At 31.7% G+C, this 24,282-nt stretch carries 25 protein-coding genes; 6 read left to right on the forward strand and 19 right to left on the reverse strand.

The genetic code is table 11. From position 1 onward, the window contains the following. Positions 1 to 4 precede the first annotated feature (4 nt). Together ACLII3_RS03830 and ACLII3_RS03835 are read right to left on the reverse strand one after the other, a co-directional pair. A complete protein-coding gene (locus ACLII3_RS03830) occupies positions 5 to 880 on the reverse strand; it encodes a hypothetical protein (RefSeq protein ID WP_412986612.1) in 876 nt (291 codons plus the stop codon). Positions 881 to 963: 83 nt separating this feature from the next. Continuing rightward, positions 964 to 1,971: a glycoside hydrolase family 113 gene (locus tag ACLII3_RS03835; protein WP_412986613.1), complete on the reverse strand. Its 1,008-nt coding sequence runs from the start codon at positions 1,969 to 1,971 to the stop codon at positions 964 to 966. Between the two features lie 96 nt (positions 1,972 to 2,067). On the opposite strand from ACLII3_RS03835, the gene ACLII3_RS03840 reads away from it, so the two are divergent. The 4 genes from ACLII3_RS03840 to ACLII3_RS03855 are packed head-to-tail and all read left to right on the forward strand — an operon-like array spanning position 2,068 to position 7,213. Beyond that, complete coding sequence (locus tag ACLII3_RS03840) at positions 2,068 to 3,414, forward strand: NAD(P)/FAD-dependent oxidoreductase (RefSeq protein ID WP_412986615.1); 1,347 nt, start codon at positions 2,068 to 2,070, stop codon at positions 3,412 to 3,414. A gap of 4 nt (positions 3,415 to 3,418) precedes the next feature. Next, entirely contained in the window at positions 3,419 to 4,999 is a 1,581-nt protein-coding gene (locus ACLII3_RS03845; protein ID WP_412986616.1) for a 4Fe-4S binding protein, read from the forward strand. Between the two features lie 34 nt (positions 5,000 to 5,033). Continuing rightward, a complete protein-coding gene (locus tag ACLII3_RS03850) occupies positions 5,034 to 5,723 on the forward strand; it encodes a glycosyltransferase family 2 protein (protein WP_412986617.1) in 690 nt (229 codons plus the stop codon). Continuing rightward, complete coding sequence (locus ACLII3_RS03855) at positions 5,723 to 7,213, forward strand: cellulose synthase family protein (protein ID WP_412986618.1); 1,491 nt, start codon at positions 5,723 to 5,725, stop codon at positions 7,211 to 7,213. Before ACLII3_RS03850 ends, ACLII3_RS03855 begins: the two co-directional genes overlap by 1 nt. A 20-nt stretch (positions 7,214 to 7,233) precedes the next feature. On the opposite strand, the gene ACLII3_RS03860 is transcribed toward ACLII3_RS03855, so the two are convergent. The 7 genes from ACLII3_RS03860 to ACLII3_RS03890 form a co-directional block, all read right to left on the reverse strand. Then, positions 7,234 to 8,169 carry an alpha/beta hydrolase family protein gene (locus ACLII3_RS03860; protein WP_412986619.1) on the reverse strand — a complete coding sequence of 312 codons (936 nt, stop codon included), beginning with the start codon at positions 8,167 to 8,169 and terminating at the stop codon, positions 7,234 to 7,236. Positions 8,170 to 8,364: 195 nt separating this feature from the next. Then, positions 8,365 to 8,736, reverse strand: coding sequence for a hypothetical protein (locus ACLII3_RS03865; RefSeq protein WP_412986620.1), 372 nt, complete (start codon positions 8,734 to 8,736; stop codon positions 8,365 to 8,367). A gap of 232 nt (positions 8,737 to 8,968) precedes the next feature. Next, the gene (locus tag ACLII3_RS03870; protein WP_412986621.1) at positions 8,969 to 9,544 is read right to left on the reverse strand and encodes a DUF4870 domain-containing protein; all 576 of its coding nucleotides are present in this window, start codon (positions 9,542 to 9,544) and stop codon (positions 8,969 to 8,971) included. Beyond that, on the reverse strand, positions 9,537 to 10,025 hold the full coding sequence (locus tag ACLII3_RS03875; protein WP_412986623.1) for a hypothetical protein: 489 nt from the start codon (positions 10,023 to 10,025) through the stop codon (positions 9,537 to 9,539). Before ACLII3_RS03875 ends, ACLII3_RS03870 begins: the two co-directional genes overlap by 8 nt. A 221-nt stretch (positions 10,026 to 10,246) precedes the next feature. Beyond that, positions 10,247 to 11,122, reverse strand: a complete 876-nt coding sequence (locus tag ACLII3_RS03880) for a nuclear transport factor 2 family protein (RefSeq protein ID WP_412986624.1) — start codon at positions 11,120 to 11,122, stop codon at positions 10,247 to 10,249. A 103-nt stretch (positions 11,123 to 11,225) separates the two neighbouring features. Continuing rightward, a complete protein-coding gene (locus ACLII3_RS03885; RefSeq protein ID WP_412986626.1) occupies positions 11,226 to 12,104 on the reverse strand; it encodes an AraC family transcriptional regulator in 879 nt (292 codons plus the stop codon). Positions 12,105 to 12,171: 67 nt separating this feature from the next. After that, positions 12,172 to 12,618 (reverse strand): COG2426 family protein, encoded by a 447-nt coding sequence (locus ACLII3_RS03890; RefSeq protein ID WP_412986627.1) that lies wholly within the window; start codon positions 12,616 to 12,618, stop codon positions 12,172 to 12,174. Between the two features lie 133 nt (positions 12,619 to 12,751). On the opposite strand from ACLII3_RS03890, the gene ACLII3_RS03895 reads away from it, so the two are divergent. Together ACLII3_RS03895 and ACLII3_RS03900 are read left to right on the forward strand one after the other, a co-directional pair. Then, positions 12,752 to 14,146 carry a mannosyltransferase gene (locus ACLII3_RS03895; protein ID WP_412986629.1) on the forward strand — a complete coding sequence of 465 codons (1,395 nt, stop codon included), beginning with the start codon at positions 12,752 to 12,754 and terminating at the stop codon, positions 14,144 to 14,146. Positions 14,147 to 14,207: 61 nt separating this feature from the next. Beyond that, entirely contained in the window at positions 14,208 to 14,756 is a 549-nt protein-coding gene (locus tag ACLII3_RS03900) for a thioredoxin family protein (protein WP_412986630.1), read from the forward strand. A 3-nt stretch (positions 14,757 to 14,759) separates the two neighbouring features. On the opposite strand, the gene ACLII3_RS03905 is transcribed toward ACLII3_RS03900, so the two are convergent. Genes ACLII3_RS03905 through ACLII3_RS03950 form a run of 10 tightly spaced genes read right to left on the reverse strand, consistent with a single transcriptional unit; the run spans position 14,760 to position 24,262 of the window. Continuing rightward, complete coding sequence (locus ACLII3_RS03905) at positions 14,760 to 15,608, reverse strand: pseudouridine synthase (RefSeq protein WP_412986632.1); 849 nt, start codon at positions 15,606 to 15,608, stop codon at positions 14,760 to 14,762. A gap of 38 nt (positions 15,609 to 15,646) precedes the next feature. Next, positions 15,647 to 16,597, reverse strand: a complete 951-nt coding sequence (locus ACLII3_RS03910) for a carbon-nitrogen hydrolase family protein (RefSeq protein WP_412986633.1) — start codon at positions 16,595 to 16,597, stop codon at positions 15,647 to 15,649. Next, positions 16,597 to 17,457, reverse strand: a complete 861-nt coding sequence (locus ACLII3_RS03915) for a geranylgeranylglycerol-phosphate geranylgeranyltransferase (protein WP_412986634.1) — start codon at positions 17,455 to 17,457, stop codon at positions 16,597 to 16,599. The genes ACLII3_RS03910 and ACLII3_RS03915 overlap by 1 nt, the downstream gene beginning before the upstream one ends. Before the next feature lie 34 nt (positions 17,458 to 17,491). Further along, positions 17,492 to 18,454 (reverse strand): hypothetical protein, encoded by a 963-nt coding sequence (locus ACLII3_RS03920; protein WP_412986635.1) that lies wholly within the window; start codon positions 18,452 to 18,454, stop codon positions 17,492 to 17,494. 2 nt (positions 18,455 to 18,456) lie between these two features. Continuing rightward, on the reverse strand, positions 18,457 to 19,905 hold the full coding sequence (locus tag ACLII3_RS03925; protein ID WP_412986637.1) for an MBOAT family O-acyltransferase: 1,449 nt from the start codon (positions 19,903 to 19,905) through the stop codon (positions 18,457 to 18,459). Positions 19,906 to 19,960: 55 nt separating this feature from the next. Next, positions 19,961 to 20,890, reverse strand: a complete 930-nt coding sequence (locus ACLII3_RS03930; protein ID WP_412986638.1) for a mevalonate kinase — start codon at positions 20,888 to 20,890, stop codon at positions 19,961 to 19,963. A gap of 6 nt (positions 20,891 to 20,896) precedes the next feature. Beyond that, positions 20,897 to 21,988, reverse strand: coding sequence for a diphosphomevalonate/mevalonate 3,5-bisphosphate decarboxylase family protein (locus ACLII3_RS03935; protein WP_412986639.1), 1,092 nt, complete (start codon positions 21,986 to 21,988; stop codon positions 20,897 to 20,899). Between the two features lie 5 nt (positions 21,989 to 21,993). After that, the gene (locus ACLII3_RS03940; protein ID WP_412986641.1) at positions 21,994 to 22,524 is read right to left on the reverse strand and encodes a DUF1697 domain-containing protein; all 531 of its coding nucleotides are present in this window, start codon (positions 22,522 to 22,524) and stop codon (positions 21,994 to 21,996) included. After that, entirely contained in the window at positions 22,521 to 23,051 is a 531-nt protein-coding gene (locus tag ACLII3_RS03945; protein ID WP_412986642.1) for a GNAT family N-acetyltransferase, read from the reverse strand. Before ACLII3_RS03945 ends, ACLII3_RS03940 begins: the two co-directional genes overlap by 4 nt. Then, positions 23,048 to 24,262: an NAD(P)/FAD-dependent oxidoreductase gene (locus ACLII3_RS03950; RefSeq protein WP_412987889.1), complete on the reverse strand. Its 1,215-nt coding sequence runs from the start codon at positions 24,260 to 24,262 to the stop codon at positions 23,048 to 23,050. Before ACLII3_RS03950 ends, ACLII3_RS03945 begins: the two co-directional genes overlap by 4 nt. Positions 24,263 to 24,282: the final 20 nt, after the last annotated feature.

The raw sequence follows: 24,282 nt of genomic DNA on the forward strand, positions 1-24,282 counted from the left end.
CATCCTATTTAAATAATGCTCTCAATCCAATATTAAATGTTTGTCCTAAACCAGTATTATCACCTCTAACAAAGTTGGTATATAATGCTTCAACATTTAAAACATCGTTAATTTGATATTTTGCACCACCACCTAAAGCTGTATAATTTTGAGTGAAATCATTACCAAAATCTAAACGTTGAAAATGTTGTGCTAAGGCTAATACTGTAAAATCATCAGAAGGGAAATAGCTTAAAAATACACCTGGAGTTAATCCCAAACTATTATTAGCAAAACTATCTTCTTCCTTTCCAAAGTTATATTCAGTATTTAATTCAGAAAAAATCTGCCATTTTCCACTATCGAAAGTATAATCATAGAAAAATCTATTTTGAAAGATGAATCCTTTTTGATCCAAAAACACTCCATTATCTACTTCATTATCTACTAACGGAATATGAAATGCACTTTGAATAGTAAAATTGCTCACACTTTTTATAGGATTAAATTTTACAGCTGGTGCAAATGACGTTAACCCAGAACGTGCTGAACCAGATTCGCCATCAAACTTAAACACATCTAAAGCATCTCTTCCTCCAATGGCATTGGATCTAAATTCTAATAACAATCCAACATTAAAACGATTGCTATTTGAAATTCCTGTAAACACATCTAAAGTTGATGTAAAATAGGTTTCCCTTGGTTTGTCTGCTTTTACTCCATCAAATCTACTTTTGGTTTCAGTATATAAGTTATTGAACCATTTGATATCCCATTCACCTTTATTTAAAAGTTTTGAAGGTGTATAAGTTTGAATATTACTTTTTGAAGTTTCTTCTTCTTGTGCAAAGCTTAAAGTAGTTACTACTAATAATGCTAATGTTAAAACTGTTGTTTTCATATTATATCATTTTATGAAACAAAACAACAATATTTCATAATCTTAAAATGTTAGACAGCTAACATTAGTAAAATTTTACAAACTTAATACTCAGAGTAATGTGTTCTAAGTAATTGCTCCACAGGCTTATTTTGTGGTGTAAACATAAAATTAGCTTCGCCTCCAACCTCATCATGGTTATGAAACCATTTCCAAACAAATCCACCAGCAAACCAAGGCTCTTCCCAAAACATTTCAAATAAAGCCTGGGTAGTATTTACTTGCGCTTCTAAGTTAACATCTTGCATATTTCTATCAGACACCCAAGGTTCTCTTCCAGTATAATCTACACTTCTATAACCAAATTCGGTGAACAAAATTGGTTTATTGTACTTGCTTGAAATATTCTTTATAACAGTTTTATGCGGTAACCACCCTAATTTACATTCTTCTACAGTTGGTGTCTTACTTTCACTAACAGGAAAATAAGCATCAATTCCAATATAATCTAACTCGTTCCAAAAAGGAGTTCGTTTAAATTCATCCCAATTTGCAGCATATGTTAACTTACCCTTATATACTTTTTTAATTTTATCGATAAGTTCAAACCAAAAATCTGGTCGCTGCTCAACAAACTTTTCTAACTCAGTACCAACACACAAAATCTCACTATTAGTACTTTGAGCAAGTTCAGCATAATCCAATATAAAATCGGTATATCCCTGTTCTAATTGTTTCCAATCTTCTTCATTATCCATACTTATATATCCTGTAAACTCACCATGCCAAACCCAAATTTGCGGTTTAACCATTATTTGAATTCCTCTTGCCTGCAGTGTCTCTATATATTGTTTTGCTCCTAACCTAGTTTCACCAAACCATTGTCTGTCACTATTATACATTAGCTTAGGATTTTGCAAATCTTTTATAAAGCCAAAGGGCATAATCGTAGCATAATTTGCATTTATACTTACTACTGGCGCTACATTAGTTGAATCTATAGGATTACTAGAAGCTACAAAACTAACACCATTTATCTTTTTTAAAGACGTATTTGCAGCAGCACAAGAATAGATTAAACCTATAAAAATAAAGACCTTAAACAACCTCATTATTATTTTTTTATCAATAAATTTAAACAAAATGAGAATACTTAATTAAGGTTTTAACATATCGTTCGACTTACTCATCATCTAAATCAATAAAATATGGAGCATATCGTAATTATTGGCAATGGCATTTCTGGAGTTACAGCAGCTAGACACATAAGAAAGTTATCTGATAAGAAAATCACTATTGTTTCGGCAGAAACAGATTACTTTTTTTCAAGAACCGCACTTATGTATGTGTACATGGGACATATGAAGTTTGAACACACACAACCTTATGAGAACTGGTTTTGGAAAAAGAACAGAATTGAGTTAAAACAAGGTTTTGTAAAAACAATTGAAACCCAAAGTAAAACCTTACACTTTGCAAAAGGTGATACACTTACGTATGACAAACTCATCATTGCTACTGGTAGTAAGCCTAATAAATTTGGATGGCCAGGACAAGATTTAGATGGTGTTCAAGGTTTGTATCACAAACAAGATTTAGAAAACCTAGAAGTGTATGCTCCAAATAACAAGATTTGTAAACATGCTGTGATCGTTGGTGGTGGACTTATTGGGATTGAATTGGCAGAAATGCTACATTCACGTCATATTCCTGTGACATTTCTAGTTCGAGAAACGAGCTTTTGGAATGGTGTATTGCCCAATGGTGAATCTGAAATGATTAATGATGAAATCCGAAAAAACGATATCGACCTTCGCCTTGACGTAAATCTAAAAGAAATTGTAGCTGATGCTAATGGCAAAGCCAAATCGGTTATCGTTGCTGAAACTGGAGAAGAAATTGCTTGTGATTTGGTTGGGTTAACCGCAGGTGTAGCTCCAAATATTGATTTTATTAAAGCTTCAAATATAGAAACCAATCGTGGTGTGTTGGTAAATCGTCACTTAGAAACCAACATCCCAAATGTCTATGCGATTGGTGATTGTGCAGAACAACGTGAAGCTATTGGCAATCGTCGTCCTATTGAAGCGGTTTGGTATACAGGACGTATGATGGGAGAAACCGTAGCACAAACCATTTGTGGTAATACCACTGAGTACAAACCAGGGCATTGGTTCAATTCGGCAAAATTTATCGATATCGAATATCAGACATATGGTTGGGTTCATGGTGAACGTGGTCGTCCTAATTACGAACAACATTTCCATTGGAAACATGTAGATAACAACAAATGCATTACCATTGCTTTTCACAAAGATTCCAAACAATTTTTAGGCATCAACACCTTTGGTATACGTATGCGTCATGAGATTTTTGATCGTTGGCTAACTGAGCAACGTCATGTACATTATGTTTTAGAACATTTAGCTGATGCTAACTTTGACCCAGAGTTTTACAAGCTTCACGAAGCAAATATCGTAGCACAATTCAACAGGGAATTCAATACTAATATTCAACTTAAAAAGAAAAGCTGGAAGCGTATTTTCAGTGCTTAATCATATGAAACATATTCAAAATATAGGCTTAAGTTTATTTTTAATAGGACTAAGCATTTTCACAGCGCTTATTTTCATCGGAAAATACGAAGTTACATCAGAATTGATGGAAAGCATCATTACTAATAAAGGCATCAAAAGTGAGCTTTTTATTAATGAATTAAATTCAAAAATAGTCGACAAAACTTTTAATAATCCATTTTCACTATCATCAGAAATCACTTCTGCATTAGAAACAGCCAATGCTACGCACAAGCAAAACAGCGAATGGGACAAGGTCATTTGGGATAAACCACACAGTTTTTCTTATGGCGTAATCAAAAGCGCAGGTACTGGTTTGGTTAAAGACAATGCTGGTCTTTTTTGGTGGCTGACCTTTGGTCTTGGTATTATAGGAGCATTACTGTATATCATTCCAAATGTTATAACCCTTGGACCTCCTGGAATAAAAAACAATGGTATTTGGCTTAATGCAGCAACCAATAGAGGTTGGATTGGTTGGTTTGCTTTTATATTCTTAGTTGGATTTTACATTCTGTTGTATTTCTATCCAGATTATATTGTCAACTGGGTATATCTCGTAGATCCAATAAGCGAGAGCATTAGCGGTAATGCAGCAAGTCAATGGTTTTTATATGGATTCTTGTATTGTGTGGTGATGGTTGTAATGGGCGTACGTATGTATATCAAATATCGTCACAACAAATACCAAGTATTAAGAACAACATCTGTATTATTTTTTCAAATTGTATTTGCCTTCTTGATTCCAGAAATCTTAGTACGTTTTGAGAAACCTTGGTATGATTTTAAGAATGCATTCCCTTTAGATTATGACTTCTTTTACAGTTGGAATTTAGATCAACTTATCAATAGTGGTGGCTTTGGATTGTTCATTTTAATTTGGGGAATTATCTTAACGTTAGTCATTGTTCCTGTTATGGTATATTTCTTCGGAAAACGTTGGTACTGTTCTTGGGTTTGTGGTTGTGGAGGATTGGCTGAAACTCTAGGTGATCCTTACCGTCAACTTTCAGATAAATCTGTAAAAGCATGGAAACTGGAACGCTGGTTAGTACATGGTGTTTTGGTCTTTGCATTAGTCATGACAGGATTTACCTTATATGCATATTTTTCAGGAGCACAAGAAGTTTTAGGCATTAAAACTCAGACCATCCAAGATATTTATGGATTCTTAATCGGTTCTATTTTTGCTGGTGTAATTGGTACAGGATTCTATCCAATTTTTGGAAATCGTGTATGGTGTCGTTTTGGTTGTCCTTTAGCAGCTTATATGGGAATTGTACAACGTTTCAAATCACGTTTTAGAATTACAACCAATGGTGGACAATGTATTTCTTGCGGTAACTGTTCGACGTATTGTGAGCAGGGAATTGACGTGAGAGCTTATGCGCAAAAAGGAGAAAACATCATTCGTGCAAGTTGTGTAGGTTGTGGAATTTGTTCTGCGGTATGTCCAAGAGGTGTACTTAAATTAGAGAATGGACCAGAAGCTGGACGTATCAATCCTACTGATGTACTGTTAGGAAATGATGTGAATTTAATGGACTTGGTCAATAAGAAATAATTGTATTTTTGCAACTCAAAACACTAAACCACCAATGCCATCAATAAAAGTCATTATTCCTGCGTATAATGAAGAGGATTCTATTGCGAAGGTTATAAACGATATTCCTAAAAGTGTCGAAGAAGTTATTGTAGTCAGTAACAATTCTACCGACGCTACCGAAACCAATGCTAAAAATGCTGGGGCAACTGTATTGTCTGAAACTCGAAAAGGCTATGGCTACGCTTGCCTTAAAGGGATGGATTATGTAGCACAACAAAAGCTCCAACCAGACATTATCGTATTCTTAGATGGCGATTATAGTGATTATCCTGAAGAATTAACCAAAATTGTAGCTCCTATTGTAAAAGATAATCTCGATTTTGTAATTGGAGCACGCGTAAAACGACTACGTGAACAAGGTGCTATGACACCTCAACAAGTTTTTGGAAATTGGTTAGCTTGTTTTTTAATGAAATTGATGTTTGGTGCAAAGTTTACAGATTTAGGTCCTTTTAGAGCGATTAAGTACGATAAGCTTTTAGCCTTACAAATGGAAGACAAAACTTATGGTTGGACTGTAGAAATGCAGTTAAAAGCATTAAAACAAAAATTGAGTTATACCGAAATTCCTGTGAATTACAGAAACCGAATTGGTATCTCTAAAGTATCAGGAACTGTTAAAGGTTCTGTGATGGCAGGCATAAAAATACTAGGTTGGATTTTTAAATACAGTTTTAAATAATGATTCTACAAACCACCATTATCATCATCTATTCTATTGCGTTAGTACTTATTTTTATGTACGCTTTAGCGCAACTTAATCTGTTATTTAATTATATCGCAGCACAAAAGAAAGAAAGTAAATGTCCACGATTTGATTTGTCCAATCCAGATGAAGTACCTTATGTGACAATTCAACTTCCTGTGTATAACGAGATGTATGTAATGGAACGTTTGTTGGATAATATTGCCTTGATTGATTATCCAAAAGACAAATTAGAAATTCAGGTTTTAGATGATTCTACAGATGAAACTGTAAACACAACTGCTGCACATGTAAAGCAATTACAAGACAAAGGGTTAGATATTGTACATATTACTAGAGTAGATCGTAGTGGTTTTAAAGCTGGTGCTTTAAAGGAAGGTCTTAAAGTGGCTAAAGGCGAATTTATTGCCATTTTTGATGCCGACTTTTTACCACAAAAAGATTGGTTACAACGTACCATTCCGTTTTTTAAAAATGACCATATTGGTGTGGTACAAACGCGTTGGGGACACATTAACCGCAACTACTCTATTTTAACCAAAGTCCAAGCGTTTGCTTTGGATGCGCATTTTACACTAGAGCAAGTAGGACGTAATAGCAAAGGGCATTTTATCAACTTTAATGGTACTGCTGGAGTATGGCGAAAGCAATGTATTATTGATGCTGGAAATTGGGAAGGCGACACTTTAACTGAAGATTTAGATTTGAGCTATCGTGCACAATTAAAGAAATGGCAGTTTAAATACTTGGAAGATGTAGAAACACCTGCGGAATTACCAGTGGTGATTAGTGCTGCGCGCTCGCAACAATTTAGATGGAATAAAGGTGGTGCCGAAAACTTTAGAAAGATGCTATGGCGTGTGCTTAAAAACCATAATATCTCAGCCAAAACAAAAGTACATGGTTTATTACATTTACTGAATAGCTCCATGTTTTTGAGTATTTTCATCGTAGCTGTGTTAAGTATACCTATGTTGTATATTAAAAACGAATATGCACATTTAAAAATGTACTTCTACGTAATGAGCTTCTTTGTGATTAGCTCTGTGATTTTCTTTATCTGCTATTGGCAAATGTACAAACGTATGTATGGTAGTGGGCTCAAAAACTTCACCCAATATATTGTAATGTTCTTTACCTTTTTTACGATTGCCATGGGCTTTTCATTGCATAACTCTATTGCAGTTTTAGAAGGGCATTTGGGAAAAAAGAGTGCTTTTATAAGAACACCAAAATTTAATATCAATTCTTTATCTGATAGTTGGAAAGGTAACAAATACCTTAACACCAACATTTCAATTAATGTGGTGTTTGAAGGCTTATTAATGCTCTATTTTGGATTTGGAATGTATAGCGCCTTTGTAGTAGGTGACCAAGGTGGAGACTTTGGATTATTCCCTTTTCACTTGATGTTATTTTTAGGTTTTGGATTTGTGTTTTTTAAGTCCTTGACGTCTAAAGTTTAATAATGCAATCTTTATCATTTTTAATCACAAACCACAATTTGCGTGCTAATACTTGCATCTTGAAGTTGAGATTCTAATTCTGTAAAGGCTTCAACATTATCTTTAAGTGTATATGACAACCAAGATTTCATAAGGTTAAGCGTCGTTTCGATTTGAGCGTCTTTAGTAATACTTGTTTCTGAAGCACAAAAGATTTCTCCAAGATCACAATTAGAATTAGCATCTGCAAAATTACAATGTGTACCTTCTGCTATTTCTGCGTACACTTTACAATTACTATTAAGGTTCTCATACATTGGCAATTGATGTTCTGCAGCTGGAGCCACACAATCATTCTCTCCCAAAAGCATTAACACTGGCACTTCAATTTGAATGCTTGCTGCAATAGCGGAAGGATTGGTTTCTGCGGCAGCTAACGTTATCACAGCATCAATTTCGGTGTTATTTTGAGCTGCTAATAAGGCTGACCCTCCTCCCATTGAATGTCCAAGCATTGCTGTTTTTGCAATAATTCTATTATTAAAGATGGAATTTGTATTGTCATTTTCAGATTGCATCTGAATAGCAACTTGATTTAAATCTAAAGCAAAATCTTGATGACTTGGAGTGAAGCCTGTTTCGGTATTCGGAAAGCACACAATATAGCCTTCTCCAACTAGAGTCTCCCAAAGCGATTGGTAAGCATTCCATTCCATTAAAAATCCATGTCCAAAAACAAGCACAGGATATTCTCCAGTTAAAACCTCGACATCAGTACCAGAATTTTGAGCAGGATAATAAATGTGAGTTTCTATTGTACGATCTCGATTTGCATCATTAAAGTTGACAACTGTATGCCCAACTTGAATTGTTGTAGGCTCTGGTGTTCCTGAATTATTATTAGAATCGTCATTTGAACTACAAGAATATATTGCAATTATAAAAAATAGGAGTATTACTGTTTTAGAAAAATTCATGAGGCTAGAGGCTTATTTTTAAGTCGTTGATATCGAAGGTTTAATTAGTGTTCGTTTAACGTTCTTGTGTATGATTAGTTGCGGGAAAATCAGCAAGATTTTTCCGCCACAGCACTAAATTAATTAATTCGAGTGAATTTCCGCTGAGGAAATTCCGCCGTAATTAATTATACACGTTGTTGGCACATGGTTTTTTTATTCAGGTACTTTATGGTAAAAATAAATTAATGATTTTCCGTTTTTATCTTTCCTCCAAATTTTTCTAGCAACTCTGGATTCCATTCTCATTTTTCCGCCATTAAAACTCCGACTTTTAAAAATTTTGTCAATTAATTCCTTTTTTGAAATTTCAGACCATTCCTTATCTATCCAACCATGATTCCCTCGTTTTATTTTTATCTTTTTATTGTCAATTCTGACGTCAGTAAATGCTCCTGTATCTCCTAAAGGCCAAGGCTTTTCAGTTGGATGTAGATTATGGAAAGCATCATAAAAACTCAAAATAATTTTATTACCCATTTCAGAAATTAAAGATTCAATTTCATGTTTAGTTGTTTTTTCATTCAACGAAATTTCTTTGTTAATTTTAGGGCCGTATTCAATTCCCTTTAGTTGGTCAAGAAATATTTTGAGGTAATTTCCAATCATTTGATTTTGTACGTTCAGTTAACTTTGTGCCAACGTATTTATATAAACACGTTTTAATGGTTTATATAAAAGTGTTAAACGAAGTTAGCTTTTTTTAGTAAGAAAATCAATACGTATTTCTACGTGTATTTAGCATTTAAAAATGCTCTAGCTATTTTAAAAACTTGATTTGTGGTCTATACACAACAGGTTGTTCGTTACTTATTCTTATAGTATTAAACAGTACTAATACTACATTAATTATATATAACGATACAATAACACCTAATAAATTATTTAAACTTAAATCCTCTATTACATTAAATTTTGAAAGTACAAATAATAACATAGGCACAAAACACAAAATGAGTGTCCATGTGATTTGGAAATTAATAAGGCGTTTTCCTAGTAAATTAATGTTCTTTATTTTGTCCTTTTTAGAGCTCCATAAAATAAATGGTATCAAAATACCTAGTAATGGAAAAAAGAGAAAGGTTAATGCAGAAAGATTAAGAAATATTAAATATTTATTATCCTCTTTAACTGCCCAATCAATTAACTCATCTGCTGTAATATCTAAAGCAGTAGCTAAGCGTTTTAGTGAGTCGCCAGTTGGGTTAGAAGCTCCTTTTTCTATACGCTGAATCGTTCTTAAACTCAATCCAGATTCTTCTGCAAGAAATTCTTGAGACATGCCTCTTTTATTTCTTAGTGCTTTAACACGTATTGCTAACTGACTCTTATCCATTGCAGCTTTGTTGGTTTATGTTTTTAGTTTTTCTTCTACTTTGCATGATTACAAAAGTAATAGCGCCAATAATAAATCCTGGAATAATTTGAACCAAAGCACCATAAAACACATGGTTCAATAACACTTGGTCAAAAGTATTAAAATACAATCCATAATGCGTCCCTAATTGCCAATTAACATCTATCCACCATGCTATGGCTACAGGTATTCTAGATATTGGAGAATATATGCATAAACTTAATAAAAGTATACTTAAAAATTTAGGCTTGTCATACCATTTAATACTCCAATACACTGAGAAACCCAAAGTAAGCCATAATAAACCTATTATAAAAATGACATTTTCTGGTAATCCAATGTATTCTAATATAAATCGAATTGGTGTTACAAAACAAGCTATTATAATAGGCACTTTAGAAAGTTGCAATGCTTGTTGAAGGATACTTTTCTTGCTTTTTAATTTAGCTTGTGTTTTCATTGATCTCAACTGTTTAATTTTTTTAAACAAATGTAATTAGACAAGCTAGTCATTGAGAGTGTCAACGCTATGACATCTTTACGACATCTTTGTGAATCGCCTTATTTATAAGGGATAATCTATTTAAAGTAGAGTTTTAAATTGCTCAAAGAAATCATAAGTAAAAAAACCATTTCACTCTAAAAAAATGAAATGGCTTTACATCTATCTGCTATTAATCTCTAAAACTTTCCGTTGTTATGCGCCATCTCTGATGGAATTTCTTCAATTACATCCCAATGCTCAACAATCTTATCATTTTCTAGTCTAAACAAATCGTAAAATGCATGTGGCTTTCCATGCCATTCGCCTTCGCTCATCGTCAATACAAAGTTACCTTCTCCTAAAACTTTATGCGTCTTCTTATAAATAAACATATCATTCTGTGAGGTCAAATATGCTATAGCTTCTGTAAGTCCAGCTAAACCATCTTTAACCAATGGATTGTGTTGATCATATTGTTCTGTACTTATATAATCTGTGATTTTTTCTGGTGCTTTTCCAAATAATACATCATTTACAAAATTGCTAACAATAGTTTTGTTAGAGGCTGTTTTGTCTAAGTCTGTAATTTGTGTTGGTCCATCTACTTGCGATCTACCGCTTGCCGTTTGCGTTGCTTTTGGAGTGATATTATCCCAATGTTCAGCAACTTGACCATCTTCCATTCGCCATACATCAAAAGTCACCACTTCTTTGGCTCCAAAAGCTTCTGCATTATCATACGAGTTATGGAATATGATAAAATCACCATCTTGTAATATACGATGTGTTGTATATGTAGTTTGTGCTTTTTCTAAAACTGGTAAAAATCCCAACACAGGTTCAATTCCTGTTGGCACGTGTGGATTATGTTGAATATAATCGGTTTTGAAATACCTTTTTACGCCTTCGGCATCATAATCGCCAAAGAAAGCTTGTTGTGCTTTTTTTGCTGTAGTTTTTAAATTGTCCATGACTTTAGTTGTGTTTGATTTTTGTTCGGTTGTTTTATTTTGAGCTGTATTACAACTGGTTATTAATAAAACCGCGAACAAAATTGAGGTTATACGTTTCATCATTAAGTTTTTTATTCAATTTGATAATGCAAAATTATAACCAAGCACAAATTTACTAAAGGTTAATATGACGATAAAAATGGTAAATATCGAACCGACACTATTATGAATACATTTTTTTGAACGCATTTGGGGTAAATCCTGTATGCTTTTTAAAATACTTCACGAAGTTAGTAGCTTCATTAAAGCCCAAGTTATAAGCAAGTTCTGTACTCTTAATACTCGAATTAATCAGCTTACGTTTGGCTTCCAAAATCACAAAAGCATCTATATACTGTTTAGCAGTACTTTGAATGATAGCTTTACAAGTCACATTCAAATGTTTGTAAGTAATATGTAATTGCTGTGCATAATAATCGGCATTCTTATGACTCTTGAATTGTGATTTGAGTAAGGTTTGAAAGTTGAGAAATAATTGCAATTTATCTGAATCTTCCACAGCATGCGTTTGATGTTTTTTTAGAGCTTCAACTTTAGAAAATATAATATTGAACAAACTATCTATAATGTTCTTCTTATTGAAATATTCTGAAGGCTTATAAAACTCATGATATAAAAGCTCTATATATTTTAATACTACTGAATGTTGAGGCACTTGAATTTTGGGTTCAAATAAATGTGAGGTAAATAAGCGAACAACAGTATCTTTTGGAATGGTATTAAGTTGCTTCTTGAAATAGTCCTCGGTAAATAAGATAACATAACCTTCAATCTCTGGATTGAATTTAAAGGCATTGACTTGTCCTTTTGATAAATACAGCACAGTATCTTCTTCAACATCATACCATTTGAAATCTACCAAATGTTGTGTTTGCCCTTTGGTATAATATACTAGCTTATAAAATGCTATTTGATGTGGATGCTGTGGCGAATGAGTTAAGTCCTCAACACGATCTCGTATCTCTTCTAAACGAATGACCTCAATCCCTGAAACTTCAGGATAACGCGTTTTAAATGCTATTTGCGGAAGGGTTTTGGACATGAAAGCAATTTAGTGAAAATAATAAAAGAAGCTCTAAACAGGCTTTTTTTTACTTATTAAGGAAAAATTACATGGATAAGTATGTTGCAACCCAAATAATTATAGAAGATAAGGTAATACCTAGTGCATTAGCTACGAATGCTTTTTTCTTTTCGATATTAAATAAATACGTTGCAATACTACCAGCATACACACCTGTTCCTGGTAATGGAATCATTACAAAAATTAATAAGCCCCAAAATCCATACTTCTCGATTTTATCGCCTGATCCATTCTTTGCTCTTTTTGCAACCCAAATAGCACTCTTTTTATAAAAACGCCATTTTAAAAAATGAGTATTTACATAATCAAGAAAGAACATCATGATTGGAAACACCAAAATATTAGCCACTAAACAAAATAAAAATACAAGATATATATTCGCACCACTTAGCATGCCATAAGGTATTCCAACCTTGGCTTCACCAAATGGAGAAAGGCTCCATAATATAGCTATGATTATATCTTGTATCAAAATAGGTTAAGTAATAAGAGATTGCAAATCTAGTTCTTTATAAAATCTTAGCAAAAAAAATTAACATTATTGACCTTATAGGTCGTAAGTGCAACTTATTAATTACGTCTTTTAAAAAAACTATATTTGACTAATGCAGTTAAACACTTCTTTTTTACGATTATATAAAATCCCATTACTCTTAATTTTATCGAGTGCATTGTTTTATATGTCTTTTGCTTACGATTTAATTCGTACAGATTATATAAAACTGATAAGCTTGTATACAGCATTGTTTTTTATGTTTTATAAGCTAGTACAACTAAATAAACATAATATAAAACTACTCACTTATACTGCTTTTGCTTTTAGAGCTGTGTTTATTTTAGCCATACCAAACCTATCACAAGATTTTTACCGTTTTATTTGGGATGGTCGTATGATTCTTGAAGGCTTTAACCCTTATTTATATACTGTAGAATCATTTATTACAAAAGGTGATTTTCCAGTAACACAAGCGCAAGAGCTTTATGCTGGTATGGGGAATTTAAATGGTAGTCATTACACCAACTATCCTCCAATCAACCAATTGTGTTTTGTTATAGCTGGACTGTTTGCCAACAAAAGTATTTTAGGTTCTGCTATAGTGATGAGAATATTAATAATTGCAGCAGATTTTGGAACATTACACTATGGAAAGTGGTTATTAGAAAAACTACAAATTTCTACTTATAAGATCTTTTGGTATATCCTTAATCCTTTTATAATTATTGAGCTTACTGGTAATTTACATTTTGAAGGTGTCATGATTTTCTTTTTGGTTTGGAGTTTGTATTTACTCTATACTAAAAAATGGGCGCTCTCTGCTATAGTACTTTCGCTTTCAATTTCTGTAAAGTTAATTCCACTTATGTTTTTACCATTATTTTTCCAATGGTTTATAAAACAAGAGAATGTACCTTTATCAAAAAAAATAAAAAAACTAATAGGCTATTATAGTATTATATGCTTAACAACTATAATACTTTTTGCGCCTTTTTATTCATCTCAATTTATATCTAATTATTCTACTACAGTTGCACTTTGGTTTCAAAATTTTGAATTTAACGCAAGTATTTACTACATAGCAAGAGCTATAGGTTACTACTTTAGTGGTTACAACTTAATTGCATACATTGGTGCTATTACACCAATAATTGTAGTGCTTTTTATATTATACTTAAGCTTAGTAAAAAAACAGAATAGCTTTATTCATCTCATCTCTGCTATGCTACTCGCTTTAAGTTTTTATTACTTTACAACTACAACTGTGCATCCATGGTATATTGCAACATTACTAATACTATCCATATTTACAAATTATAAATATCCACTGGTTTGGAGTTTTGTAATTATACTTAGTTACTTAGCATATATCAATTTAAATAAAGCAGATAAATCTGAAAATTTATGGATTATTGCTTTAGAATACACGATAGTATACGGTGTTTTTATTTGGGAGGTTTTTATAAAAAAGAAAGCTCCGAAAGCATTAATAAAAGGGCATTAAATAAAAAATAGTAACTTGGATATCACTCTTAACCCAAGTTATAGTTAAAAAAATCAATAAAATGAAATCAAAATTAGATCTTAAACATCTCAGATTAACAATAATTGTATTCGCATTTACATTGGTTAGTTTTTCTACCCAAGCTCAAGAAAAGATTAAATGGTTAAGTTGGGAAGAAGCTATTGCATTAAATGAAGAAAATCCAAAGAAAATTTTAGTCGATGTTTATACAAATTGGTGTGGTTGGTGTAAACGTATGGATACTTCTACCTTTTCTGAAACAGAAATAATTGAATATATAAACACCAATTATTACGCTGTTAAGTTAAATGCTGAACAAAAAGAAGACATCAATTATAAAGGTCACCAATTTAAATATGACCCAACAAAATCAAGAAGAGGCACACATGAATTAGCTGTTGCTTTATTAGATGGCAATATGAGTTATCCAGCATTTGTATTTTTGAACGCTGACGAACAAAAAATAACACTACTTAAAGGCTATCAAGCTGCTACTGATTTTATTGTAGTTTTAAAATATATTGGTGAAGAAAAGTATAAAACTTCTACGTTTGAAGACTATAAAAAAGAAACTTCAAACAAAAAATAAGTCTTATAGCATCATTAAATTATTAATCTCTTGTTGCGTTAAATGTTTCCAATGACCACGAGGAATATCTTTCTTTGTTAATTCACCTATCATCACACAATCAAGTTTAATGATATCGTATTTGAAGTGCTCAAAAATGGTACGAATAATAGTATTTCCTGTATTCTTTATTTTTAACCCAATTTCTTTTTTTGGAGAACCCTCGATATAACTAATATCTTCAACCATTATTTCTCGTCCCTCAATCTTAAAACCTTCTTTAATTTGTTTTAAGTCTTCGTATTTTAAATTCTTATCTAGTTCGACATGAAACAAACGCGCTACTCCAGTTGAAGAATTTGTAAACTTCTTTACCACTTTATCATCATTAGTAAACAGTAAAAGTCCCATTGAATTTCTACCTAAACGACCAATTGGTTTTATATTAGCATTGGTTGCATTAGCTACCAAATCCATAACTGTTCGTCCTTTTGATTCGCTAGTTGTAGTTGCAAAACCTTTAGGTTTATTAAGTAATACATACGTTTTCTTTTCAGGAGAAATACGTGCGCCATCATAACGAACTTCGTCTGTTGGTTTTACTTTATAACCCATTTCGGTTATTACTTTTCCGTTAACTGTCACCAATCCAATAGCAATTTGCTGGTCTGCTTCACGACGTGAACACATTCCTGAATTAGCAATATATTTATTTAATCTAATCTCATCTGAATTAGATTTAGCTTGCGACTTGTTTTTCTTTACAGGAGCATTCTTTTTGGAAAATGGTTTACGATTGTCTTTACCTTTTCCAGTTCCTTTACCTTTTCCAAATGGTTTTTGGTTTCCTTTATTCCCTTGCTGTCTGCTCATGGCTAAAAATTTTTGCAAAGGTAAGACAATAGTTTACATTAACTATTATAATCTACAGTAGATTGTCGTTCTCTATTCACAATCAGCTTTGTAACATCTGGACGTGAGTAATGTCCAACTGGATCAAAGTTTTGGCGTTCTTCTAAAACACGATTAAAATCAATAGTTTGAATTATCAATCCTTCTTTATGTAGTATAGGTTCTACAATCCATTCGCCATCAGGTCCAGCAATACAACTTCCGCCATTTGCTAAAGTTTCTGGAGCATTTTGAATGATTTGTTCTAAATGAGGTGTGTTTTCTGGAAAATTAGACTTATACATTAAACTTGATACAGATACTACAAAAGAACGTGATTCTCTAGCAATAAAACGTGTAATATCTTTAGTATTATGATCGCTCCCAGGCCAAACTGCAATATGTAAATTTTCACCTAATCCATATAAAGCTGTTCTAGGCAAAGGCATCCAATTCTCCCAGCAATTTAATCCACCAACAGTAAATTGTTTTAGTGAGTGTACTTGTAACCCATTACCATCACCAGGAGCCCAAGTTAAACGTTCATCATAGGTTGGTTGTAACTTTCTATGTACAGATTTTATTTCACCTTTTTCATTAATATAAACCAATGACGCATAAATAGAATGCCCTCCTCTATTTTGAGCACGTTCAATTATTCCTAAATAAATAGCAATACTATGTGTTTTAGCAAGCTCACAAATAGCATCTAACTCTCCTAATTCAATTTGAATAGCGTTTCTAACATAATGAGCATGAAGCTCTTTATTAACCTTTTTATCCCATTGCGCTCCACCTGTTAATGCAAGCCAAAAAGGATAACCTGGAACCAGTCCTTCTCCAAAAACAATAAGTTCACATTTTTCTTTTGAAGCTTCTACAATTGAGTTTTCAACTTTTTTAAGAGTTTCCAATTTGTTTAACCAAACTGGAGCTATTTGTGCCATTGCTATTTTTAAAGTGTGTTCCATTATAAAATTCGGTTTAAAACCACATCAACATCTATTAATAATATACTAAAAACACCAGCAACTAATATAAATTTAAGAATATTATGAAGTATAATGTAATGAAATTTTCTATTAGATTTCCATAGCATTAGTAGGAAAATAAAGAGTAAAATAACACTTGCATAAAAGAAGTATTTCATGTTTCCGACATGAAACCTATAAATTAATAAATAGGTTGGTAATATGGTTAATACAATAAGTAGTGTTAACATAATCTTTGAAGCTTTTGCTCCATAAACTATTGGGATAGTTTTATAATTTAGTGCTAAATCACCTTTAATATTTTCTAAATCTTTAGTTAACTCTCGCATAGATACTATTAAAAACAAAAACATAGCATGTACAAAAATGACTGTCTCAAAATTTTTGTAATAGACAAAAACAGCAAAAAATGGAGCAATTGTTAATATTGCTGAAGTTACGTTACCTACTAATGGCAACTTTTTAAGCTTATGAGAATAAAACCAAATGGCAAAAATGTAAGTTGAAAAGAAAACTACTGCTTTAAACGACACATAGCTAGCCATAATTACAGCTATAAAATTAAGTACAAAATAGAAAACCAATTTTGTATTTTGACTTACTAATCTATCTAACATAGATTTGTTTGGACGATTAATTAAATCTTTTTCTGAATCGTAAAAGTTATTAATAATATAACCACTTGCAATGGTTACTGCTGAGGCTAAAACTATCATTAATAGATTAACATCAAAAACTACAGTAGATAAAGATTTATTTGGAGATAATATATAAACTGAGGATATATATTGAGCCAATATAACAATAAGAATATTGTAACCTCTTACAACAGAAAACATGCTAAAAAACTTTAGTAATATGTGTTTTTGTTTTCTATTTAATAACATTATCTAAGTCTTTTATTTTCTTAGCCAACTCAAAAGATACAAAATTTGAAGATTCTCTATTTAAATGTGTAGCATCATTAAAAAGACACTTATCACTTAAATTCATTAAATCGATATATGGAACATTTTCGTTTGTTGCAATTCTTGAAATCTTAGCATTGAAATTAGGCATCAAAACACTATCAAGCTTCTGCATTTCTTTGGACACTGGAAGTCTTACTAAATAAACCTCTCCCTTAGTTTTTAGATAATCTATAGTTTTCACTAGGTATTCTAATCTAGTTTCTGAATACTTAAAAGTTTCCATTTTCTTATTATATCTTTTAAGTGAAGCTTTAATGTTTCTTTTATGCTTAATAGAATCAAAATGAATAACTCGTTCTGGAAACTCTTCTTCAAATTTTTGATTTCCAACATTAATTAACACCTCTAACCAACCATTTTCATGTAAATACAATGGTGAATTATTATAAATCATTTTTATATTTAAATCTTCAAACGCATGGACTAAATATGAAACATTAGGCTTAGCATCTACACTCTTAATTAATCCCAAATATCTATTAGCTTCATCAAAATATTCTGGGTTGTTTGGTTGTTTTGCATCTGAAAAAATACTCCATGGACCTACAGTTAAAATAAACACACCATCTTTTGAGTTTTCTTGCAATTTCCTCTTAATACTTTCCAAATATGTTGGTCCGTAAGGACTCAATCTTAAAGTAAACGCATAATTATATATATCGTTTCTACCTAGTGCTTTGTTAAGAATACTAGGTCTTAAACCTTGAGCTGCTTTTGACGTTCCTAGTATTAATGAATTTTGCTTTGGAGTTGTAAATCTAACATACATTGGATCTGTGAAGCCATCTGCTTGAAAAAAAACAAGCAAAATTGTTCCAAGAGACAAAAACAAAAACAAACTACTTTTAATCAAGAATTTTTTCATATTTAAAATTGAAAATAAATAAATTCTTGTCCTTTACTTCCAAAGAAAAAGATAATTAATACTAATATATAATAAAACCCAAACCTTATAACTGTTGGCCAATTAGCTCCTATTTTTTTGAGTGCATACTTCTTTTCTCTCCCTATCCATTCTATTCCTAATAACATAAAAACAAACCCAATTGAAAGTATCATTCTTTCCTCATTTAAAAACGATGGAAGTTTAAAAAAAGAAAATGACATTATTTCGCTTATATAGGATACAGCTTGACTTATACTATCTGCTCTAAAAAACACCCAGGCTAGTACAGTAAATACAAATGTCATCAAAATAGAAACAAACTCTTTTACACTAGGAAGAAATGATCCTTGTGCAACTACATGCATATGCTTTCGGTTTTTATCTAATAACATTAATGGTAAAAAATAAATGGCATTTAAAGCTCCCCAAACAACAAATGTGTAATTCGCTCCATGCCAAAATCCGCTGACTAAAAATACAATAAAAACATTTCTAACTTGAATGCTTTTTTTGACTTTACTACCTCCTAGTGGTATATATAAATAATCTCTAAACCATGTTGAAAGTGAAATATGCCAACGTCTCCAAAACTCTGCTATATCTCTTGAAAAATATGGAAAAGCAAAATTTTGTTTAAAATTAAATCCAAATAATCTGGCTGTTCCTATTGCTATATCTGAATAACCAGAGAAATCCCCATAAATTTGAAATGCAAATAAAATAGCGCCTAAAAATAATGTACTCCCAGAATGAATAGCACTATCTTCAAATATTTGGTTTACATAAAATGCACAATTATCTGCAACTACAACTTTTTTAAATAATCCCCAAAGTATTTGCCTTAATCCATCAACTCCTTTTTCATAATTGAACACTCGCTTTTTTAAGAATTGAGGGATTAGATTAGTAGCTCTCTCTATTGGTCCTGCTACTAGTTGCGGAAAGAAACTCACAAAACAGAAAAACGCTATAACATCTTTTGTTGGCTCTAACTTTTTTCTATAAACATCAATTGTATAACTTAATGTTTGAAACGTATAAAAACTAATACCTACAGGTAATATAATTGATAATCTTTGAGTATCTAATGAAGCTCCAAATAAGGTAAATGCTTCTGATAAACTATCAGCAAAAAAATTATAATATTTAAAAAAGCCTAAAAAACCAATATTAACAAAAACACTCGTAAATAAGAGCTGTTTCCTTTTTAATGAGTTTTCTGTTCTAGCTAAAGCTAAACCAATTAAGTAATCAGTTAATGAGCTAAAAACTATTAACAGCAAAAATCTCCAATCCCACCAGCCATAGAATACATAACTAGCAATTAATAATAGTATGTTTTGATATTTTATTCGCCTAGAAGCAACAAACCAATACAGTAGAAATACTATTGGCAAAAAAATCGCAAACTCTATTGAATTAAACAACATATAAACTAATGATTAGCGTAAAAGTTGTTGTTTACAAGAAAACATAGTTTAGATTTTAGAAGTTATAAACGACTTCTAATTTATAATCTGATAATGAATGTTTTGCTTTATCAATATCTTCAGTAAATCCTAAGATATAACCTCCACCGCCAGAGCCACAAAGTTTTAAGTAATACTCATTAGTCTCGATGCCTTTTTTCCATAGTTCATGAAATTGTTGAGGAATCATAGGTTTAAAATGATTTAATACCACTTTTGATAATTGCTTTGTATTAGAAAACAAAGATTTCACATCACCTTTTAAGAAATCTTCAACACAAGCATCAGTATGTTTTATAAACTGGTCTTTCAGCATTTTACGGAAACCTTCTTGCTTCATATTTTCCATAAAAATACGAACCATAGGAGCCGTTTCACCTATAATACCAGAGTCTAATAAAAAGACAGCACCTTTACCTTCAGCTTTTTGAGAAGGAATTCCTGTAGCCTCAATATTATCTTTAGAATTGATTAAAATAGGAATACTTAAATAGCTATTTAATGGATCTAAACCAGAAGATTTACCATGAAAAAAAGATTCCATTTCGGCAAAAATAGATTTTAAAACCAGTAATTTTTCTCTAGTTAAATTTTCTAGAACTGTAATCTTATCTTTTGCGTATTTATCATAAATAGCAGCTACTAATGCGCCACTACTTCCTACTCCATAACCTTGAGGAATTGAAGAATCAAAATACATTCCTGCATCAACATCAGCTTTTAAAGCATCAATATCAAAAACTACCAATTCTGGATTTAATGTTTCTAAATGGTCTGCCAATTGCTTTAAGCTTTTGTTAGATTTAATGGCTTCCTCACTAGGATTTTCATCTGTTTTTAAGGCACCATTATAAAAGCTATAAGGAATAGATAACCCTTTGGAATCCTTGATAATACCATACTCTCCAAAGAGTAATATTTTTGAGTAAAAAAGAGGTCCTTTCATAAATTTTTAAATTGGTAATTGTTTAGCACCAAATCCAATCTTATCACAAATATAGTGACCATTTTGGCAATACGCAACTAACTCAGTTTTAATGAATTCAAAAATTGGTTCTGCTTCTGCTTCAGGATAAAGAATATGTACGTTTGCTCCTGCATCTAATGTAAAGCTTATATGTAATCCTGTATCTTGTCTAAATTTCCAAATTCTATTGATTATCTCAAGCGTATTAGGTTTCATTAAAATAAAATAAGGCATACTTGTCATCATCATTGCATGTAAAGTTAAGGCTTCACTTTCTACAATATCTATAAATGACTTTAAGTCTCCTTCTTTAAATACGCTAATTAACTTAGAAAGGTTGTCATGAGCTTGATTAAAACGGTTTTCAGCATATGGATGGTTGTGCATTAAATTATGCCCAACAGTACTGCTCACTTGCTTTTCACCTTTATCTACTAGTAAAATAGTATCCTGATAATTTTTGAAATTGTCATGTACTTCAAAAGGATACTTTGTACCATACAAATTAGAACTTCCATCAATTTCTTGATGACTTCCCCAAACAATTAAATCACCTTCTAAACTTCTACATGCACTTCCTGAACCTAGTCTTGCTAAAAAAGATGCTTTCTTGTAAAAATGAAAGCTTTCGCTCATAGAAACATTCAATAATTGTTGCTCTACACTCATTAAACATAATGCCAAGGCACTCATTCCAGAAGCAGATGATGCAATTCCAGAACTGTGTGGAAATGAATTTGATGTGTCAATTACAAAATGGTACTCTTTTAAAAACGGAAGATACTGTTCTATTCGCTTAAAAAACGTTTCAATTTTTGGCTTAAAATCGTCCTTTTGCTCACCTTCTAGAAATACATCAAAAGAAAAATCAGAGCTAGATGCTTTCTTTTCAAACTTTAAAGTAGTAGTAGTTCTACAATTATCTAAAGTAAAACTAATTGAAGGGTTTGCTGGAATTTGATGTTCTTTTTTTCCCCAATATTTAACCAATGCAATATTACTTGGTGATGACCACTTAACACTACCATTAGTTAGAGTATTTGTATATGATTCTGGGATAAATTCTTGTACAGTCATAGGTATTAATCTGTGGACAAAGATAACAACTTTACCATTGTATTATAATTTCTAGCAGTAGCAAATGTTTTTAATTTTCTTTCAAAAAAATTGACATTGAATTTCGATTTACCAAAACCCTTTGCACTGTAATAATAGAGACAGTCATCAATGATTTTATATGTTTCATCTTCATACTTCTTTTCTGAAGCAATTACTATTAATTCTTGTGATGGAACTTGATGAAGCATCATAAAATAACTTGCTTTTTTTTCTTCTTCTGAAAAAGGGCTAGCATTAAAAATACGTTGTAAATCTTTTGGTCTATGAACCAACACAGACACTTCAAATCCAAAATGAGTAAAAATAGCTTTTTGAATAGCAGTTTCGAGAATCGCTTTATTTTCTTCTTCAGATTGTAATATAACGTTACCACTTTGAATATAAGTTTGGACATTGGAAAATCCTAAACTTGATAGCAACGTTCTAAACTCTGCCATTGGTACTTTTTTATGACCTCCTACATTTATTCCTTTTAATAACACTATATATTTCATTCTAGAAACTCTTTTGGATATTCTACCATTCCATTTACACCATCTAAGGCATTCTCTTCTAAAGCAATAACCATACAGTTTTCTTTGGGAGCATTAAATGGTAATTTGATATTATATTTACTAGTTAGTTCATACCCAAACCTTGGATAATAGTTTTCGTGACCTAATAAAACAATATGTTTATATCCTAAAGCCTTTGCTTTTTTATGTGCAGCATTTATTAATTTTCCACCTACGCCTTGTCCTTGCATTTCTACTTTTACACTCACAGGAGCTAAAGCCAAAGACGTTATACTTTCATATTCATTTTTGATTTTTATTTGTGTTAGGAGTATATGACCAACCAATTCATCATTAACCATTGCTACTAAAGATAATTCAGGAACAAACCCTTTTGCTAATCTTAGCTTTTCAACTAAAATATGTTCTCTATTATCACAATATGGATCACCTTTAAAAGCAGTCTCAATAATTTTTGAAACTGTTTTATAATCCTTTGGTTCTTCTTGTCTTATTTCAGTTTTCATGAATTAGTAATTGTTTTAGCAACTATATAAGCTCCTGTCCAAGCATTTTGAAAATTAAATCCTCCAGTTACTGCATCAATATTTAAAACTTCACCTGCAAAAAATAAATTTTCATGTAGTTTACTCTCAAACGTTTTAAAATTTACTTCTTTTAAGTTTACACCACCAGCTGTTACAAATTCTTCTTTAAACGTACTTTTTCCATCTACATTAAATATGGCTCTGGTAAGTTGTATTGATAAGTTTTCTAATTGTTGTTTATTAATATCTGCCCAACGCGCATCTCTACTAACTTGTGAAGCTTCAACTAACTTATACCATAAACGCTTAGGCAAGTCGAATTGAGGAGAATTAAATACTGTTTTCTTAGCTAAAGCTTGTTTTTGATTTTTTAAAACCTCTAAGCAATCGTCTTTATCTTGTTTTATAAAGTTAACCTCAATATCAAATTTATAATTACGCTCAGCTAGTTCTAAAGCTCCAAATGCAGATAGTTTTAAAATTGCAGGCGCACTAAAACCAACATGTGTAACTAACAAAGGTCCTTCGGATTCTAAGTTAGAGTTCACCACTTTAACTTCTACATCTTTAGCCACTACTCCTGGAATATCTTTAATACGTTTATCCTTGACATTAAATGTAAATAATGATGGTACAGGCTGCACTATAGAATGTCCTAAGTGCTTTAATAATTTCCAAACTTTAGGATTACTTCCTGAGGCAACTACTAACTTTTTAGCAACAAAAACTTCTTCGTTTGCACTTATTTCCCAATGGTTTTCTAGATGCTCTACATGCCTTACAGAATGATTTTTTAAAATTTCTACACCATTTTTTTTAGCTTCATGCAAAAAACAGTCTATAATGGTTTGCGAAGAGTTTGTTATTGGAAACATGCGTCCATCATCTTCAATCTTCAACTCCACACCTCTATTTGAAAACCACTCTATGGTATCTCCAGTCATAAACGTATGGAAAGGCCCTAATAATTCACGTTCACCTCTGGGATAGTTACGCACTAAATCTTGTGGTATAAATTCGGCATGAGTAACATTACAGCGTCCTCCTCCAGATACTTTCACCTTAGTTAAAACATCTTTTCCACGTTCTAAAACAGCAACTTTTAAATCTGGTTTTTGTTCAGCAATATTAATTGCTGCAAAAAATCCAGCAGCGCCTCCTCCAATAATTATTACATCGTATCGTTTCATATCAAAATAACTGCGTAAAT

It is taken from the genome of Pontimicrobium sp. IMCC45349 (assembly GCF_047219225.1).
In the GTDB taxonomy this organism is placed as follows: Bacteria; Bacteroidota; Bacteroidia; order Flavobacteriales; family Flavobacteriaceae; genus IMCC45349.

Excerpts from the sequence above, each read along its gene's own strand:
- ACLII3_RS03860 (WP_412986619.1), bottom strand. The coding sequence starts at position 8,169 with ATGAATTTTTCTAAAACAGTAATACTCCTATTTTTTATAATTGCAATA.
- ACLII3_RS03900 (WP_412986630.1), top strand. The coding sequence starts at position 14,208 with ATGAAATCAAAATTAGATCTTAAACATCTCAGATTAACAATAATTGTA.
- ACLII3_RS03945 (WP_412986642.1), bottom strand. The coding sequence starts at position 23,051 with ATGAAAACTGAAATAAGACAAGAAGAACCAAAGGATTATAAAACAGTT.
- ACLII3_RS03910 (WP_412986633.1), bottom strand. The coding sequence starts at position 16,597 with ATGGAACACACTTTAAAAATAGCAATGGCACAAATAGCTCCAGTTTGG.
- ACLII3_RS03920 (WP_412986635.1), bottom strand. The coding sequence starts at position 18,454 with ATGAAAAAATTCTTGATTAAAAGTAGTTTGTTTTTGTTTTTGTCTCTT.
- ACLII3_RS03885 (WP_412986626.1), bottom strand. The coding sequence starts at position 12,104 with ATGTCCAAAACCCTTCCGCAAATAGCATTTAAAACGCGTTATCCTGAA.
- ACLII3_RS03895 (WP_412986629.1), top strand. The coding sequence starts at position 12,752 with ATGCAGTTAAACACTTCTTTTTTACGATTATATAAAATCCCATTACTC.
- ACLII3_RS03935 (WP_412986639.1), bottom strand. The coding sequence starts at position 21,988 with ATGACTGTACAAGAATTTATCCCAGAATCATATACAAATACTCTAACT.
- ACLII3_RS03855 (WP_412986618.1), top strand. The coding sequence starts at position 5,723 with ATGATTCTACAAACCACCATTATCATCATCTATTCTATTGCGTTAGTA.
- ACLII3_RS03930 (WP_412986638.1), bottom strand. The coding sequence starts at position 20,890 with ATGAAAGGACCTCTTTTTTACTCAAAAATATTACTCTTTGGAGAGTAT.
- ACLII3_RS03845 (WP_412986616.1), top strand. The coding sequence starts at position 3,419 with ATGAAACATATTCAAAATATAGGCTTAAGTTTATTTTTAATAGGACTA.
- ACLII3_RS03840 (WP_412986615.1), top strand. The coding sequence starts at position 2,068 with ATGGAGCATATCGTAATTATTGGCAATGGCATTTCTGGAGTTACAGCA.
- ACLII3_RS03940 (WP_412986641.1), bottom strand. The coding sequence starts at position 22,524 with ATGAAATATATAGTGTTATTAAAAGGAATAAATGTAGGAGGTCATAAA.
- ACLII3_RS03830 (WP_412986612.1), bottom strand. The coding sequence starts at position 880 with ATGAAAACAACAGTTTTAACATTAGCATTATTAGTAGTAACTACTTTA.
- ACLII3_RS03875 (WP_412986623.1), bottom strand. The coding sequence starts at position 10,025 with ATGAAAACACAAGCTAAATTAAAAAGCAAGAAAAGTATCCTTCAACAA.
- ACLII3_RS03870 (WP_412986621.1), bottom strand. The coding sequence starts at position 9,544 with ATGGATAAGAGTCAGTTAGCAATACGTGTTAAAGCACTAAGAAATAAA.
- ACLII3_RS03925 (WP_412986637.1), bottom strand. The coding sequence starts at position 19,905 with ATGTTGTTTAATTCAATAGAGTTTGCGATTTTTTTGCCAATAGTATTT.
- ACLII3_RS03835 (WP_412986613.1), bottom strand. The coding sequence starts at position 1,971 with ATGAGGTTGTTTAAGGTCTTTATTTTTATAGGTTTAATCTATTCTTGT.
- ACLII3_RS03880 (WP_412986624.1), bottom strand. The coding sequence starts at position 11,122 with ATGAAACGTATAACCTCAATTTTGTTCGCGGTTTTATTAATAACCAGT.
- ACLII3_RS03950 (WP_412987889.1), bottom strand. The coding sequence starts at position 24,262 with ATGAAACGATACGATGTAATAATTATTGGAGGAGGCGCTGCTGGATTT.
- ACLII3_RS03850 (WP_412986617.1), top strand. The coding sequence starts at position 5,034 with ATGCCATCAATAAAAGTCATTATTCCTGCGTATAATGAAGAGGATTCT.
- ACLII3_RS03915 (WP_412986634.1), bottom strand. The coding sequence starts at position 17,457 with ATGTTTTCTGTTGTAAGAGGTTACAATATTCTTATTGTTATATTGGCT.
- ACLII3_RS03905 (WP_412986632.1), bottom strand. The coding sequence starts at position 15,608 with ATGAGCAGACAGCAAGGGAATAAAGGAAACCAAAAACCATTTGGAAAA.